Annotated in this window: 18 protein-coding genes and 1 pseudogene; 17 read left to right on the plus strand and 2 right to left on the minus strand. The window is 69.9% G+C overall.

What is annotated here, in order from left to right:
• Nucleotide 1: 1 nt before the first annotated feature.
• The 14 genes from ABTZ89_RS07395 (at nucleotide 2) to hypB (ending at nucleotide 7,828) form a co-directional block, all read left to right on the plus strand.
• On the plus strand, nucleotides 2-520 hold the full coding sequence (locus tag ABTZ89_RS07395) for a NifU-related iron-sulfur-binding protein (RefSeq protein WP_351041365.1): 519 nt from the start codon (nucleotides 2-4) through the stop codon (nucleotides 518-520).
• A gap of 5 nt (nucleotides 521-525) precedes the next feature.
• Nucleotides 526-1,161 (plus strand): DUF5947 family protein, encoded by a 636-nt coding sequence (locus ABTZ89_RS07400; RefSeq protein ID WP_270947872.1) that lies wholly within the window; start codon nucleotides 526-528, stop codon nucleotides 1,159-1,161.
• Nucleotides 1,145-1,348, plus strand: coding sequence for a hypothetical protein (locus tag ABTZ89_RS07405; protein ID WP_270947793.1), 204 nt, complete (start codon nucleotides 1,145-1,147; stop codon nucleotides 1,346-1,348). The genes ABTZ89_RS07400 and ABTZ89_RS07405 overlap by 17 nt, the downstream gene beginning before the upstream one ends.
• Nucleotides 1,345-1,983, plus strand: a complete 639-nt coding sequence (locus ABTZ89_RS07410; protein WP_351041368.1) for a DUF6084 family protein — start codon at nucleotides 1,345-1,347, stop codon at nucleotides 1,981-1,983. The genes ABTZ89_RS07405 and ABTZ89_RS07410 overlap by 4 nt, the downstream gene beginning before the upstream one ends.
• On the plus strand, nucleotides 1,980-2,591 hold the full coding sequence (locus tag ABTZ89_RS07415) for a hypothetical protein (protein ID WP_351041370.1): 612 nt from the start codon (nucleotides 1,980-1,982) through the stop codon (nucleotides 2,589-2,591). Before ABTZ89_RS07410 ends, ABTZ89_RS07415 begins: the two co-directional genes overlap by 4 nt.
• A complete protein-coding gene (locus ABTZ89_RS07420; RefSeq protein ID WP_270947790.1) occupies nucleotides 2,581-2,712 on the plus strand; it encodes a DUF6893 family small protein in 132 nt (43 codons plus the stop codon). The genes ABTZ89_RS07415 and ABTZ89_RS07420 overlap by 11 nt, the downstream gene beginning before the upstream one ends.
• Before the next feature lie 89 nt (nucleotides 2,713-2,801).
• Nucleotides 2,802-3,422: a D-sedoheptulose-7-phosphate isomerase gene (locus ABTZ89_RS07425; protein WP_270947789.1), complete on the plus strand. Its 621-nt coding sequence runs from the start codon at nucleotides 2,802-2,804 to the stop codon at nucleotides 3,420-3,422.
• The gene (locus ABTZ89_RS07430; RefSeq protein WP_351041375.1) at nucleotides 3,419-3,634 is read left to right on the plus strand and encodes a HypC/HybG/HupF family hydrogenase formation chaperone; all 216 of its coding nucleotides are present in this window, start codon (nucleotides 3,419-3,421) and stop codon (nucleotides 3,632-3,634) included. The genes ABTZ89_RS07425 and ABTZ89_RS07430 overlap by 4 nt, the downstream gene beginning before the upstream one ends.
• The gene (locus ABTZ89_RS07435; protein WP_351041378.1) at nucleotides 3,631-4,329 is read left to right on the plus strand and encodes a D-sedoheptulose-7-phosphate isomerase; all 699 of its coding nucleotides are present in this window, start codon (nucleotides 3,631-3,633) and stop codon (nucleotides 4,327-4,329) included. Before ABTZ89_RS07430 ends, ABTZ89_RS07435 begins: the two co-directional genes overlap by 4 nt.
• Entirely contained in the window at nucleotides 4,307-4,576 is a 270-nt protein-coding gene (locus ABTZ89_RS07440) for a HypC/HybG/HupF family hydrogenase formation chaperone (protein WP_351041381.1), read from the plus strand. Before ABTZ89_RS07435 ends, ABTZ89_RS07440 begins: the two co-directional genes overlap by 23 nt.
• 11 nt (nucleotides 4,577-4,587) lie before the next feature.
• Nucleotides 4,588-5,715 carry a hydrogenase formation protein HypD gene (gene hypD, locus ABTZ89_RS07445; protein WP_270947785.1) on the plus strand — a complete coding sequence of 376 codons (1,128 nt, stop codon included), beginning with the start codon at nucleotides 4,588-4,590 and terminating at the stop codon, nucleotides 5,713-5,715.
• Nucleotides 5,712-6,809 (plus strand): hydrogenase expression/formation protein HypE, encoded by a 1,098-nt coding sequence (hypE, locus tag ABTZ89_RS07450; RefSeq protein WP_351041385.1) that lies wholly within the window; start codon nucleotides 5,712-5,714, stop codon nucleotides 6,807-6,809. The genes hypD and hypE overlap by 4 nt, the downstream gene beginning before the upstream one ends.
• A 2-nt stretch (nucleotides 6,810-6,811) precedes the next feature.
• Nucleotides 6,812-7,141, plus strand: coding sequence for a hydrogenase maturation nickel metallochaperone HypA/HybF (locus ABTZ89_RS07455; RefSeq protein WP_270947783.1), 330 nt, complete (start codon nucleotides 6,812-6,814; stop codon nucleotides 7,139-7,141).
• Entirely contained in the window at nucleotides 7,142-7,828 is a 687-nt protein-coding gene (hypB, locus tag ABTZ89_RS07460) for a hydrogenase nickel incorporation protein HypB (RefSeq protein ID WP_351041389.1), read from the plus strand.
• A gap of 55 nt (nucleotides 7,829-7,883) precedes the next feature.
• Here hypB and hypF read toward each other — a convergent pair whose 3' ends face one another.
• Nucleotides 7,884-10,151 carry a carbamoyltransferase HypF gene (gene hypF / locus ABTZ89_RS07465; protein ID WP_351041392.1) on the minus strand — a complete coding sequence of 756 codons (2,268 nt, stop codon included), beginning with the start codon at nucleotides 10,149-10,151 and terminating at the stop codon, nucleotides 7,884-7,886.
• 247 nt (nucleotides 10,152-10,398) lie between these two features.
• On the opposite strand from hypF, the gene ABTZ89_RS07470 reads away from it, so the two are divergent.
• From ABTZ89_RS07470 to ABTZ89_RS07480, 3 genes are read left to right on the plus strand one after another with little or no spacing between them, the layout of a single operon-like run.
• Nucleotides 10,399-11,856 (plus strand): APC family permease, encoded by a 1,458-nt coding sequence (locus tag ABTZ89_RS07470; protein WP_351041395.1) that lies wholly within the window; start codon nucleotides 10,399-10,401, stop codon nucleotides 11,854-11,856.
• A gap of 27 nt (nucleotides 11,857-11,883) precedes the next feature.
• A complete protein-coding gene (locus ABTZ89_RS07475; protein WP_351041398.1) occupies nucleotides 11,884-12,726 on the plus strand; it encodes a mycofactocin-coupled SDR family oxidoreductase in 843 nt (280 codons plus the stop codon).
• A 36-nt stretch (nucleotides 12,727-12,762) separates the two neighbouring features.
• Complete coding sequence (locus tag ABTZ89_RS07480) at nucleotides 12,763-13,284, plus strand: Lrp/AsnC family transcriptional regulator (RefSeq protein WP_351041401.1); 522 nt, start codon at nucleotides 12,763-12,765, stop codon at nucleotides 13,282-13,284.
• On the opposite strand, the pseudogene ABTZ89_RS38925 reads toward ABTZ89_RS07480, so the two are convergent.
• A pseudogene (locus ABTZ89_RS38925) lies at nucleotides 13,243-13,360 on the minus strand (methylmalonyl Co-A mutase-associated GTPase MeaB); the annotation flags it as partial. The gene ABTZ89_RS07480 and the pseudogene ABTZ89_RS38925 sit on opposite strands and share 42 nt — an antisense overlap.

Below are 13,360 nucleotides of genomic sequence, written 5' to 3' on the forward strand. Positions count from 1 at the left end.
CATGCCTCGCGACGACGAGCAGGTCCGCGACGAGATCGAGCGCGCTGAGACCTTGCTGTCCGACCTGGGGCCCGGGAACGAACCGGTCGCCGGGGCGCACGCGATCGAGGCGGTGCAGGCCGTCGTGGGCCTGTACGGGGAGTGCCTGGCGCGGATGGTGGAGCGCGCCGGTCCCGACCTGGTGCGCGAGTTCGCCCGCGACGAGCTCGTGTCGCACCTGCTGCTGGTGCACGACCTTCACCCGGTCAGTGTGGAGGACCGGATCGGCGAGGCCTTGGCCGAGGTGCGGACGGCGTTCGGCGCCGAGTCGCTCCGGCTGCTCGACGTGCAAGCGGGTGTGGCCGTGCTCGAGGTGGCGGTCCGGGGCTGCCAGTCCACGGCGGCGCAGCTGCGCGGATCCGCGCGGGAGGTGGTGCTGGCGGCGGCGCCCGAACTCGACGACGTCGAGATCCGGGCCGTGGCACCGGAGCCGTCGACCGTGATCCCCGTCGAGGACCTGTTCCCGGTCGGGGAGCGGTGAGCGCGATGCCCTCGACGCTGCGCGAGTTCGCCCACCGCCGGACCCGGACACCGACCGGATCGGCGCAGCGCTGCGACCTCTGCTCGGACGAGCTGGCGGACCAGCACCGCCACGTGCTCAACACCGAGACCGGGGCGCTGTCGTGCGCCTGCCCGGCGTGCGGTGTGCTGTTCGACCACCACGCCGCCGGCGGCGGCCACTACCGGCTCATCCGGTCGCGCCCGCGGCTGCTCGCGGAGTTCGAGCTGGACGACGTGCAGTGGGCGAGCTTCGGCATTCCCGTCGGGCTGGCGTTCTTCGTGCACCGCGACGCGGACGACCGGGTCACCGCGTTCTACCCGAACCCGGTCGGCACCATGCGGTCCGACGTCGATGCCGACAGCTGGCGGCGGCTGGTCGCAGCGAATCCACGACTGTCCGCAATGGACAGCGATGTCGAGGCGCTGCTGATCGACCGGCTGCACGACGTGACGTCGGCGTGGCTGCTCCCGCTGGACGAGTGCTACCGGCTGGTGGCCCTCCTGCGCACGCACTGGCGCGGCTTCAGCGGTGGCAGCGAGGTCTGGCGTCAGGTCGACGAGTACTTCGCACGCCTGCGAGAAGGCGGATCCCGAGGAGGCACGCATGATCGAAGTCGGTGAACCGCAGGTGCGCCGCGACGCTCCGGCGCACCTCCGGGGCGTTCCGCAGGGCAACAGCGTCGGGAACTACGAGCGCCAGCCGGGTCATCGGCCGGACGGAACTTCGACGGCTCGCAGGTCCACCGGGATCTGCGCGGGCCGGCGGGACCCGATCCTGTCGTCGATGCCGAACCTGTCGCCGGCATGACCGCACCGGAGCTGTCCTTCGCCATCACCGGGGCGGAACCGGCACGCCTGACCGCGGTGCCCGCGCTGCACTTCGAGCTCGACATCCACCGGACCAGCGGCGGCCCGGTGCGCTCCATCACGCTGACCACGGCGATCCGCATCGCCCCGGCCCGCCGCCGCTACGAGCGTGCGGAGCGGGACGAACTCGCGGAGCTGTTCGGCGCCCCGCAGCGCTGGGCGACGACGCTGCGCCCGCTGCCCTGGACGCGGCTGACCACGGTCGTCGGCCCGTTCACCGACCGCGTCGCGGTGCCGCTGCCGGTCGCCTGCACCGATGATGTCGAACTCGCCGTCGCGAAGTACTTCCACGCGGTGCGAAGCGGTCCGGTACCGCTGGACTTCCTGTTCAGCGGCACGGTCTTCCACTTGGGGCCGGACGAACGGCTGCGGACGACGCAGATCGACTGGTCCCAGGAAGCCACCTTCGAGCTCGCGGCGCAGCGGTGGCACGAGGCCCTCGGCGACACCCGTTGGGTGCGGATCACGCGCAGCAGCTTCTCGCGCCTGCACGACTACCGGCGCGCCCGCGCCTTCGGCACCTGGGACGAGGCGATCGCCTCGCTGTTGCGCAACGCCGAGCAGGACGCGTCGTGACCGTGCCGGACGTCGGGACGCGGGTCAGGCTGCGGCCGTCCCGGCGGGCCGACATCGTCGACCTCGCGCTCGCGGGCAAGCTCGCGGAGGTCGACGGTGTCGAACACGGCGCCGACGGCCGGGTCTACGTGGCCGTGTCGCTGCTCGGCGACACCGCGGTGGACCTCGGCCCGATGAGCCAACTCGGCCACCGCTTCTTCTTCGACCCGGAAGAACTCGAACCGCTGCCGGGAGGCAGCGCGCGCCGGGTGCTGGTCGCTGGTGCGGGCGACGGCTTCAAGCCCGCTGAGCGAGGCGTGGGCGCGGTCGTCGAAGCCCTTCGCGGACGCGATCTCCCGCCGGGAGTCCGCGTCGCGGACTTCGGCCTCCGGCGGCACGATCTGCTGCGCGCGCTGGAGGACTACGACGCCGCGCTCCTGCTGTCCGCAGAACTGGGGCCGGGTGAACTCGGTCCACCGCCCGCGTGGTTGGAGCCGGGTTGCGCGCAGATCACCGCGGTCGGTTGCGGTGCGGAGATCGACGACCGCGTGCTCGGCGTCGTGATGTCCGTTGTGGACGATCTCGTGGAGAACGCCGGATCGGGGGAAGGGGTCGGCGATGAAGGATGAGAAGTGCACTTCGCGCAAGGCGGTCTGCGCGGTGTTCGGAGCGCTCGCCGTGGTCGCGCTGGTGGTGCTCGTGCGGGAATGTCCCGCATTGGCCCGATACCTGAAGATGACCCGAATGTGATTGCCGGACAAGCAGATCGAGTTGTTGCGACATCGGGACGCCCTTAGCGTGGGTGCGCCCGCACGACTGCTAGTGAGGATGTGACCTCGATGCCGTGGTCCGAAGAAGTCGCGGCGCGCGCCGTCGACGAGATCTTCGAGCGGCGGGTGCCACCGCTGCAGGCGCTGGTGGGCGACGCCGAGCGGGTCGCGCGGGCGTGCCACGCGATGGCCACCCGGTTCCACGCGGGCGGCAAGCTCATCGTCTTCGGCAACGGCGGGCCGAGCACGGACGCCCAGCACGTGTCCGTGGAGTTCGTGCACCCGGTGATCGTGGGCAAGCGGGCCCTGCCGGCGATGTCGCTGACCGCCGATGTCGCGACCGTGACCGGGGTGGCCATCGGCGAAGGCATGGACGAGGTGTTCGCCCACCAGCTCCGCTGCCTCGCCGACCCGCAGGACATCGCGCTGGGCCTGTCCACCGACGGGAACTGCGGGAACGTCCGCCGCGGCCTGGCCGAAGCCCGGCGGTTGGGGCTGCTCACCGTCGGTCTGGCGGGCGGCGACGGCGGCGGCATGGCCGACGACGCGGTCGACCACGTGCTGATCGCGCGGTCCCGGGATCCCCGCGTGGTCAAGGAAGTGCACGTGACCACGTACCACGTCCTGTGGGAGCTGGTGCACGTGTTCTTCGAGCACCCGGGAGCCCTGCGGCAGGCGGTGAGCGCATGAACGCCGAGGAGCGGGCCTGCTCCGGGGACTCCTGCGTGACCTGCTCGGACGAGGCCGTGCAGGTCCGGGTGCTGCGGCTGCTGGACGACGAGTTCGCCGCGGTGGCCACCGAAACCGGTGAGGAAGTGGTCAGCATCGCCCTGGTCCCCGCTGGTCCTGGTGACGTGGTGCTGGTCCACGCCGGTGAGTCGATCGCGATCGTGGAGGAGTGAGCGCCTTGGACGCGGACACCGATGCCGTCGCATCGCTCTACCCGTTCCTGTCGACCTCGGACGGTGACGTCGACGCGGTGCTGGACGAGGTGCGCAAATCCACGGAGGACAAGGCGCGCGAGATCATGGGCCTGCGCGAGCAGGTCAAGAGCCGCTACCGCGCCGAGATCGTCGCTTGCGCCTCGGCGATGGCCGCGCGCTTCGCCGCCGGCGGGAGACTGCTGACCTTCGGCAACGGCGGCAGTTCCACCGATGCCCAGGACCTGGCCAGCCTGTTCCTCAGCCCGGGGCGGTCGGCGCGCCCCCTCCCAGCGATCGGGTTGACCAGCGACATCGCAGTGGTCACCGCCCTGTCCAACGACATCGGCTTCGACGTGGTGTTCGCCCGCCAGATCGGTGCCTTCGGCCGCCGGGGCGACATCGCGGTCGGCCTGTCCACCAGCGGCAATTCCGCGAACCTGCTGGGCGCCTTCGCGGAGGCCGCGCAGCGCGGCCTGCTCACCGTGGGCATCGCCGGTGACAAGGGCGGGCGGATGGCGGAATCCGAGCACGTCGACCACCTCTTCGTGGTGCCGTCGGCGTCGGTGCACCGCATCCAGGAAGCGCAGACGACGCTGTACCACGCCCTGTGGGAGATGACCCTGATGGCATTGGGATCGGGAGGAGCCGCCGATGTGCCTGGCGATCCCCGGTGAGGTCCTGGAGATCCTCCCGGACCGGCCGGACCTGGCCAAGGTCGAGGTCAGCGGCGTGCGCCGCAACATCAACATCAGCCTGCTCGACCCGCCGCCGGAGCCGGGCGAGTGGATCCTGATCCACGTCGGCTTCGCCTTGTCCACAGTGGATGAGTATGAGGCCCGTGCGGTGCTGGAGTTCCTGGAGGGACTGGGGCAGACCTACACCGACGAGATCGACGCGCTGCACGATTCGCGCATCGAGTGACTGGGGGACCGATGCGATTCGTCGACGAGTACCGGGACGCGGACAAGGCGCGGGCGCTGGCGGCCGAGATCGCAGCGCTGTGCGAGCCGGGACGCCAGTACAAGTTCATGGAGGTCTGCGGCGGGCACACCCACACCATCTACAAGCACGGCATCGAGGACTACCTGCCGGAGAACGTGTCGTTGGTCCACGGGCCGGGGTGCCCGGTGTGCGTGATCCCGATGGGGCGGGTGGACGACGCCATCCACATCGCGCGCCAACCCGACGTGCTCATGACCTCCTTCGGCGACATGATGCGAGTTCCGGGCAGCGCCGGGAACTTCTTCGACTCCAACGCCGAGGACACCAACATCCGCATGGTGTACTCGCCGTTGGACGCGCTGAAGCTCGCCCGGCAGGACCCCGACCGGCACGTGGTGTTCATGGCCATCGGGTTCGAAACCACCGCGCCGTCGACGGCGATGACGCTGCTGCGCGCCGAGCAGGAGGGCTTGGAGAACTTCTCCGTCTTCGGCAACCACGTGACGATCATCCCGGCCATCAAGGCGATCCTGGACTCCCCGGACCTTCGGCTGGACGGGTTCCTCGGGCCGGGGCACGTGTCCACGGTCATCGGCTGCCGGCCCTACGAGTTCATCGCCCGCGACTACGGCAAGCCCGTGGTGGTCGCGGGTTTCGAACCGCTGGACATCATGCAGTCGATATACCTGCTGCTCAAGCAGTTGGCGGAGGGGCGCTGCGAGGTCGAGAACCAGTACAAGCGCGTGGTGCCCTGGGAGGGCAACAAGACCGCGTTGGCGGCGATCGCCAAGACGATGGAGCTGCGCCCGTACTTCGAGTGGCGCGGGCTGGGCTTCATCTCCCACTCCGCGCTGCGGCTGCGCGACTCCTACGCGGAGTTCGACGCCGAGCGCCGCTTCGACCTGCCGGGCGTGCGGGTGGCCGATCCCAAGTCCTGCCAGTGCGGCGAGGTGCTCAAGGGCGTCCTCAAACCTTGGGAGTGCAAGGTGTTCGGCACCGCCTGCACCCCGGAGACGCCGATCGGCACCTGCATGGTCTCGCCGGAAGGCGCTTGCGCGGCCTACTACAACTTCGGGCGGTTCAGCCGGGAACGGGTCAAGGAGGCGAGCCGGACGTGAGCACCGAACACCAGGCGGGCCTGAGCGATCCCGAGCAGCAGGTGCTCGACCGCATCGAGCGGGCCCGCCGCCGAAAGCCGAAGGTGCGGGAGGAGCGGATCACCCTCGCGCACGGCTCCGGCGGGAAGGCCACGCAGACCCTCGTCGAGGCGGTGTTCCTGGAGGCGTTCCGCAACGAACTGCTGGAACCGCTCGAAGACGGCGCGGAACTGCCGGTGGACGGCCACCGGTTGGCCTTCACCACCGACTCGTTCGTGGTGTCCCCGCTGTTCTTCCCCGGTGGCGACATCGGCGACCTGGCCGTCAACGGCACGGTCAACGACCTCGCGGTCTCCGGTGCGACGCCGCGTTACCTGTCGGCGGGTTTCCTGCTGGAGGAGGGTTTCCCGGTCGCCGACCTGACCCGAATCGTCGAATCGATGGCGGCCGCTGCGCGGGCGGCCGGCGTGCAGGTGGTGACCGGCGACACCAAGGTCGTGCAGAAGGGCAAGGCGGACGGCTGCTACATCAACACCTCGGGCGTCGGTGTGCTGGCCACCGGCCACCGGCTCGGGATCGGCACCCCGCGCCCGGGCGACGCCGTCCTGGTCTCCGGGCCGATCGGCGATCACGGGGTGACCGTGATGCTCGCCCGCGGTGAGCTGGACATCGACTCCGACGTGGTCTCCGACACCGCACCGGTGCACGGGCTGGTCGCGGACCTGCTCGCGGCGGTGCCGGAGGTCCGGGCGCTGCGCGACGCCACCCGCGGCGGTGTCGCGACGGTGCTCAACGAGATCGCCCGGGCTGCGGAGGTGGCCGTGGTCGTGGACGAGGCCGCGGTCCCGGTGCGGGCCGAAGTCCGCGGTGCGTCCGAGCTGCTGGGGATCGATCCGCTGTACGTGGCCTGCGAAGGGCGCATCGTCGCGGTCGTCCCCGGGGAGCACGCGGAGGCGGCGCTGGCGGCGATGCGCTCGGACCCGCTGGGGGAGCAAGCCGCGCTGATCGGGCGGGTCGGGGACGATCCACCGGGCCTGGTGCTGCTGAACACGACGTTCGGCGGCACCCGGATCGTCGATCTGCTGGTGGGCGATCCGCTGCCGCGGATCTGCTAGCCGTGCACGAACTCGGCATCACCGAGAGCATCGTGGACGCGGTGCTGGAGGCGGTCGAAGACCCGGTGATCACGTCCGTCCACCTGGAGATCGGGCGGCTTTCCGGCGTGGTGCCGGATGCGATCCGGTTCTGCTTCGAGCTGGTGGCCGACGGAACCCGGCTGGCGGGCGCGCGCCTGGACGTCGTCGAGCCCGCCGGACGCGGTGAATGCCGTTCGTGCGGGGCGGAGGTCGAAATGGACGACCTGCTCGCGCGCTGCTCGTGCGGCAGCGTGGACCTGGCGGTGGTCGCCGGGCAGGAACTCCGGATCAAGGCAGTGGAGGTGGCTTAGATGTGCGGCACGTGCGGCTGCGATGAGGACACGTCCCGAACGGTCGTCCTCGAACAACGGGTGTTGGCCAAGAACGACGGTCTCGCCACCGAGAACCGGGACCTCCTGCGGGCCAAGCGCATCACCTTGGTCAACCTGATGAGCTCGCCCGGCTCCGGCAAGACGAGCCTGCTGGCCCGCACCGCGCGCGAGTTCGGCGGAGCGCCGGTCGCGGTCATCGGGGGCGATCAGGAGACCGGGCTCGACGCGGCCCGCCTGCGCGAGGGCGGTTGCCCGGTGGTGCAGATCAACACCGGCACCGGCTGCCACCTGGACGCCACCACGGTGGCCGACGGGCTGCGCGCGCTGGAGCCGCCGGACGGATCGGTGGTGTTCGTCGAGAACGTCGGGAACCTGGTGTGCCCGGCGCTGTTCGACCTCGGCGAGAGCGCCCGGGTGGTCCTCGCCTCGGTGGCGGAGGGGGAGGACAAGCCGCTGAAGTACCCGCACATGTTCCGCTCGGCGGATCTGGTGCTGCTGAACAAGATCGACCTCCTGCCGCACCTCGACTTCGACGTGGACCGCTTCGTCGAGGCGGCGGCGGAGGTCAACCCGCGCGCCCAGGTGCGGCAGCTGTCGGTATCGACCGGGAGGGGCCTCGACGACTGGTACGCCTGGCTCACCACCCAGGACGTCTCGGGACCGTGAGTACTTTGGGTTGCTATAGCAGCCCAAAGTACTCACGGGCGTCCGGGGCCAAGCGCTAAAGCCGTTGTCGGCACAGGGCCCCTGCGATGGCGGCTTGTCCCAGGCTGATACCGCCGTCGTTGGCCGGGACCTGGGAGTGCAGCAGCACTCGGAAGTCCTTGCGGCGCAGCATTTCCACAACGCGGCCCAGCAGCAGCACGTTCTGGAAGACGCCGCCGGAGAGCGCAGCGGTGCCGATTCCGGTCGACTGCCGGAGCCGGACGCAGACCTCCACCACGGCGGCCGCCAGGCCGTTGTGGAATTTCGCCGCGATCATCGGAACCGGCGTCGCGGCGCGAAGGTCCGCCACGACCGAACGGACCAGGTCCGCCCCGCGCACCCGCAGCACCGGACCGCCGCTGATCGACACCGGGTAGCACCCCGGTTCGCCGTCGGCGGCCAGCTGTTCCAGCTCGATCGCCGCCTGGCCCTCGTAGTTGATCGCATCCCGCACTCCGACGATCGCCGCCACGGCGTCGAACAGCCGCCCGGCGCTGGAGGTCGGCGGCGCGTGGTGGCCGTCGCGCGCCAGCGCGGCCACTTCCGTCCACTTCGGATTGCGCTGCAGCACTTCGAGGTCAGCGCGCAGGAGGTCGCTCTCGGCGAGGTAGGAGACCGCTGTCCGCCAGGGCTGCTTGATGGCCGTCGCCGCACCCGGTAGCGGAACCGCCTCCAGGTGGCCCAGCCGCCGGAAGCCGGTCAGGTCGGCGACCAGGAACTCCCCGCCCCAGATCGAGCCGTCGGTGCCGTAGCCCGTCCCGTCGAACGCCACCCCGAGTACCGGGCCGTGCTCGCCGTTGTCGGCCAGGCAGGACGCGATGTGGGCGTGGTGGTGCTGCACTCCGATCAGCTCGACGTCGTCGAGCGCCACGGCGTACTTCGTCGACAGGTACTCCGGGTGCAAATCGTGCGCGACGACCTGCGGCTCGATGTCGAAGAGCTGCCGGAAGTGCGCGATTCCGCTGGTGAACGACCGCAGCGTCGCGTAGTTCTCCAGGTCGCCGATGTGGTGGGACGGGATGACGTGTTCGTCCTTGCCGACGGCGAAGGTGTTCTTCAGCTCCGCGCCGCAGGCCAGCACCGGTCGGGGGAACGACCACGGCAGCACCACCGGTTCCGGGACGTAGCCCCGGGAGCGCCGCACCAGCATCGGGCGCCCGTCGAAGACCCGGGTCACGGAGTCGTCGGTGCGGATGTGGATCGGCCGGTCGTGCGCCAGGAAGGCGGTGGCGACCTCGCCCAGCTGCTCCAACGCGTCGTCGTCCAGGTAGGCGATCGGCTCATCGGAGATGTTTCCGCTGGTCAGGACGATGGGGTGGGGGAATCGGCGGAGCAGCAGGTGGTGCAGCGGGGTGTAGGGCAGCAGGACGCCGAGCTGGCGGTTCCCGGGCGCGACGCCCGGTGCGATCGGGGCCCCGGATAGCCGGTCGAGCAGCACGATGGGCCGGTGCCTGGAGGTGAGCAACGCCTGCTCGGCGTCGTCGATCGAGCACAGCGCACGCGCCTGGTCCACCGATGCGACCATGACCGCGAAGGGCTTGTCCTCGCGGTGCTTGCGCTTGCGCAGCATCGCCGCCGCATCACCGCTGGTCGCGTCGACGGCCAGGTGGTAGCCGCCCAGCCCCTTCACCGCGATCACTTCGCCGCGCGTCAAGGCCGCTGCCGCTTCTTCCAGGGGATCACCCTGCCGGGGCAGGCCATCGCGGTCGGTGAACCGCAGCCGCGGACCGCAGTCGGGGCAGCACACCGGCTGGGCGTGGAAACGGCGGTTCGCCGGATCGTGGTACTCCTCTTCGCATCGGGGGCACAACGCGAATCCGGACATCGTGGTGTTCGGGCGGTCGTACGGCACGTCCCGCACGATGGTGAACCGCGGTCCGCAGTTGGTGCAGTTGGTGAACGGGTAGCCGAACCGCCGGTCCCCGGGATCGGCGATCTCGTCCGCGCAGTCGGCGCACGTCGCGGCGTCACTGGCGATCATGGTCGCCCGCTGCCCGGCAGCGTCGCTCTCGACGATCCGAAACCCCGCTTCCGGCGGGCCGGCGGCATCGGTGACCGAGATCCGCGCGACGTCGGCCAGCGGCGGGGCCTCCTCCCGGAGCCTGCGGAGGAATTGCCGCACCTCCGGCGCCGCGCCCGCCACCTCGATGAACACGCCGTGCACGTCGTTGCCGACGTGTCCGCTCAAACCCAGGTCGGTCGCCAGCGAGTAGACGAAGGGGCGGAAACCGACGCCCTGCACGATTCCCGCAACCCGAACGCGTTTCCTGACGGAGTCGTCCACCGCACCAGTCTCGACCGGCGAATCCCCAGCCGCATCGCGCGCTGGGACCTGCTCGCCCACCTGGTGGGCGCCGCGCGAGCGTACGAATTGCGCAATGTGCAGGAAGTTTGGTTTGTTTTGCGTAGGCCAAACTCGGATCGACCTTGACTTTGCGTAGACGAGCGCCCAGGCTGCTTGCGCAACGCCGCAAGAGGGGCGGGGATTCGACACCTCGTCCTGGCCGCAGTAACTCTGGAGGAGAATTCCGATGAGTTCGGCGGGTAGCCCCAGCTTGGACGACGGCCTGCAGCAGGAACCGGGCAAAGCGCCTTCGATGGTGCGCCGGTTGACCTGGCGCGATGGCGTCACCTTCTCGCTCAACATGGTGATCGGGCTCTTCCTGACGCTCGGCTACACGATCGGCGCCATCGGCGGGTGGACCGCCATCGCCATCTGGGTGGTGGCCTGCCTGCTGGCCTGGTTGCAGAACAACCTCTTCGCCGAGATGGCCGCGATGTTCCCGGACCGCGCCGGCGGGATCTCCGTCTACGCCTACGAGGGCTGGAAGCGGCACTTCGCCCCGCTGGGCGCGATCGCGGCGTTCGGCTACTGGATGGGCTGGTCGCTCTCGCTGTCGGTGGAGGGCGTCGTGCTCGGCAAGATGATCACGCAGGCGTTCTTCCCGGACGTGGACTTCGCGATCCAGCTGCCGATCGGCCACGAGCTCGGGCTGCCCTACCTGATCGCGATCGGCGCGATCCTGGCCGCGTGGGCGCTGAACTACTTCGGCATCAAGGTCGCCGCCGGGGTGGCCAAGGTGACCGGGACGCTGCTGGTCGGCGGGCTGCTGGTGCTGGTGATCGGCCCGTTCCTGGTCGGCGGCGCGGGTTTCGACACCACTCGGCTGACCTTCTCCGGGACGAGCTCGCCGTTCGGGTGGAAGGAGATCGTGGTCTGGTTCTTCATCACCGCCTGGACCACCTACGGCACCGAGGTGTGCGCCAGTTTCGCCGCCGAGTACCGGAGTCCGGTGCGCGACACCGCGAAAGCCCTGCGGATCTCCGGAGCTTTCATCCTCGGCCTCTACTTCGTCGTGCCGTACGTGACGGTGGGCGTGCTGGGCGAAGGGGTGATCGCCGAGAACCCGGTCAACTACATCGGAATCGCGTTCGACCGCATCCTGGGCGAGTACTCGTCGATCGGCCAGCTGCCGATCATGGCCGCGTTCGTCATCGCGATGATGACCGCCACCGCCGACGGCGGCCGGTCGTTGTACGGCATCTCGCGCTCCGGGGGCACGATCAGGCAGCTCGGCGTGCTCAACCGCTACGGGGTGCCCGGCCGCGCGCTGACCACCGACATGCTGATCAACATCGCGGTGCTGATCCTGCTCGGTGAACCCATCGCGATCCTGCTGGCCAGCAACCTCGGCTACCTCGCCGCGGTCACGCTGGCGGTCGGCGCCTTCGTCCTCCTGCGCCGGGACCAGCCGGACCTGCCGCGGCCGATCCGGCTCGGCGCACCGTGGACGGTGATCGCCGTCGTGCTGTTCGTCGTCAACGTGTTCGCGATCGCCGTCGGCACCCTGAACCCGAGCTTGACCGGCTACGGCGGCGCGACCGAAACGCTCGTCGGGATCGGCATCCTGATGATCGCCTGCGTGCTCTGGTACTACCGCCAGCGCGTGCAGGACAAGTCGCGGATCGAGTGGCGGGTCCGGGATTGACCGCAACCGCACGAGAGGGGAGCCGAGATGGCTGGTCGAGTCGAGGGCAAGGTCGCGTTCATCACCGGGGCGGCGCGCGGGCAGGGGCGCAGCCACGCCGTGCGGCTCGCCGAAGAGGGCGCGGACATCGTCGCGGCCGACGTCTGCGGCGAGGTCGGCCGGACCTCCGACTTCTACCGTCCCGCGACCGAGGACGACCTCGCGGAAACCGTTCGCCTGGTGGAAAAGCTCGGCCGCCGGATCATCACCTTCCACGCCGATGTGCGCGACTACGCGGCTTTGGAGCGCGGGCTGTCCGCGGCGGTGGAGGAGTTCGGGCGGCTGGACATCGTCGCGGCCAACGCGGGGATCTTCCAGTTCGGCGACGAGGTCCGCGACATCGCCGAAGCGGACTGGCGCGACGTGATCGACGTGAACCTCACCGGGGTGTTCAACACGTGCAAGGCGAGCATCCCGCACCTGGTGGCGGGTGGTCGCGGTGGCTCCATCGTGATCACCTCGTCGGACGCCGGGGTCAAGGGCTTCGCGCGGTTCGGGCACTACGTGGCATCCAAGCACGGGGTCGTCGGCCTGATGCGGACGCTGGCGATGGAACTGGCGCCGCACTCGGTGCGGGTGAACGCGGTGTCGCCGACGAACTGCAACACCGACATGATCCAGAACGACGCGGTGTGGCGGCTTTTCCGGCCGGACCTGGAGAACCCGACCGGAGCGGAGTTCGCCGAGGCGTCCTCGACCCTGCTGGCGCTGCCGCAACCCTGGGTGGAACCGGTCGACGTGTCCAACGCGGTGCTGTTCCTGTCCTCCGATGAAGGAAGGTTCGTCACCGGCGTGAACTTCCCGGTGGACGGAGGATCCGCCGCGCTGTGACAGCGCCCGGTGGTCGCGTTGAGCTACGATCCGCTTGTGGGACAGGAAAACGACGCTCCTCCGCGCAAACCCCGCCAGCGGCTGCTGGACTCGACCGACAGCAAGATCCTGAGTCTGCTGCAGCTCAACGGCCGGGCGTCCTACCGCGAGATCGCCCGGGAGCTCGGGGTGTCCGAGGGCACCGTGCGCGGTCGGGCCAACCGGATGCAGGCCGACGGCGTGCTGACCATCGCCGCGATCGCCGACCCGGCCAAGCTCGGCTACAGCGTCATGGCGTTCACCCTGCTCAAGGTGCAGATCGGACGTCAGCAGGCGGTCATCGACGCGCTCATGCCGTGGGACGAGATCACCTACATCTCCTCCTGCACCGGCCACGCGGATCTCTACGTCCAGCTGGTCTGCCGCGACCACGAGCACCTGTGGCAGATCCTGCACGAGCGGCTGCCCGAGGTCGACGGTGTGACCAGCGCGGAGACCTTCCAGGAGATCAAGATGCACAAGGTGTCCTATGTGTACCCGAACTTCGCGGGCGGCACCCCGGCAACCCCCACCGCCTGAGGCCGGGTCGCTGGCGAGCTTGCCCATCCGGGTCTTGTCGCCGAGGATGCTGCCGCCGCTGCGGGTGGACGACGGG

The organism is Saccharopolyspora sp. NPDC002686, assembly GCF_040295745.1.
Classification (GTDB): domain Bacteria; phylum Actinomycetota; class Actinomycetes; order Mycobacteriales; family Pseudonocardiaceae; genus Saccharopolyspora; species Saccharopolyspora oryzae.

Bases quoted from the DNA above. Each gene is read 5' to 3' on its own strand.
- ABTZ89_RS07395 (WP_351041365.1), top strand. From the start codon at position 2: ATGCCTCGCGACGACGAGCAGGTCCGCGACGAGATCGAGCGCGCTGAG.
- ABTZ89_RS07400 (WP_270947872.1), top strand. From the start codon at position 526: ATGCCCTCGACGCTGCGCGAGTTCGCCCACCGCCGGACCCGGACACCG.
- ABTZ89_RS07405 (WP_270947793.1), top strand. From the start codon at position 1,145: ATGATCGAAGTCGGTGAACCGCAGGTGCGCCGCGACGCTCCGGCGCAC.
- ABTZ89_RS07410 (WP_351041368.1), top strand. From the start codon at position 1,345: ATGACCGCACCGGAGCTGTCCTTCGCCATCACCGGGGCGGAACCGGCA.
- ABTZ89_RS07420 (WP_270947790.1), top strand. From the start codon at position 2,581: ATGAAGGATGAGAAGTGCACTTCGCGCAAGGCGGTCTGCGCGGTGTTC.
- ABTZ89_RS07425 (WP_270947789.1), top strand. From the start codon at position 2,802: ATGCCGTGGTCCGAAGAAGTCGCGGCGCGCGCCGTCGACGAGATCTTC.
- ABTZ89_RS07430 (WP_351041375.1), top strand. From the start codon at position 3,419: ATGAACGCCGAGGAGCGGGCCTGCTCCGGGGACTCCTGCGTGACCTGC.
- ABTZ89_RS07440 (WP_351041381.1), top strand. From the start codon at position 4,307: ATGTGCCTGGCGATCCCCGGTGAGGTCCTGGAGATCCTCCCGGACCGG.
- hypD (WP_270947785.1), top strand. From the start codon at position 4,588: ATGCGATTCGTCGACGAGTACCGGGACGCGGACAAGGCGCGGGCGCTG.
- hypB (WP_351041389.1), top strand. From the start codon at position 7,142: ATGTGCGGCACGTGCGGCTGCGATGAGGACACGTCCCGAACGGTCGTC.
- ABTZ89_RS07470 (WP_351041395.1), top strand. From the start codon at position 10,399: ATGAGTTCGGCGGGTAGCCCCAGCTTGGACGACGGCCTGCAGCAGGAA.
- ABTZ89_RS07475 (WP_351041398.1), top strand. From the start codon at position 11,884: ATGGCTGGTCGAGTCGAGGGCAAGGTCGCGTTCATCACCGGGGCGGCG.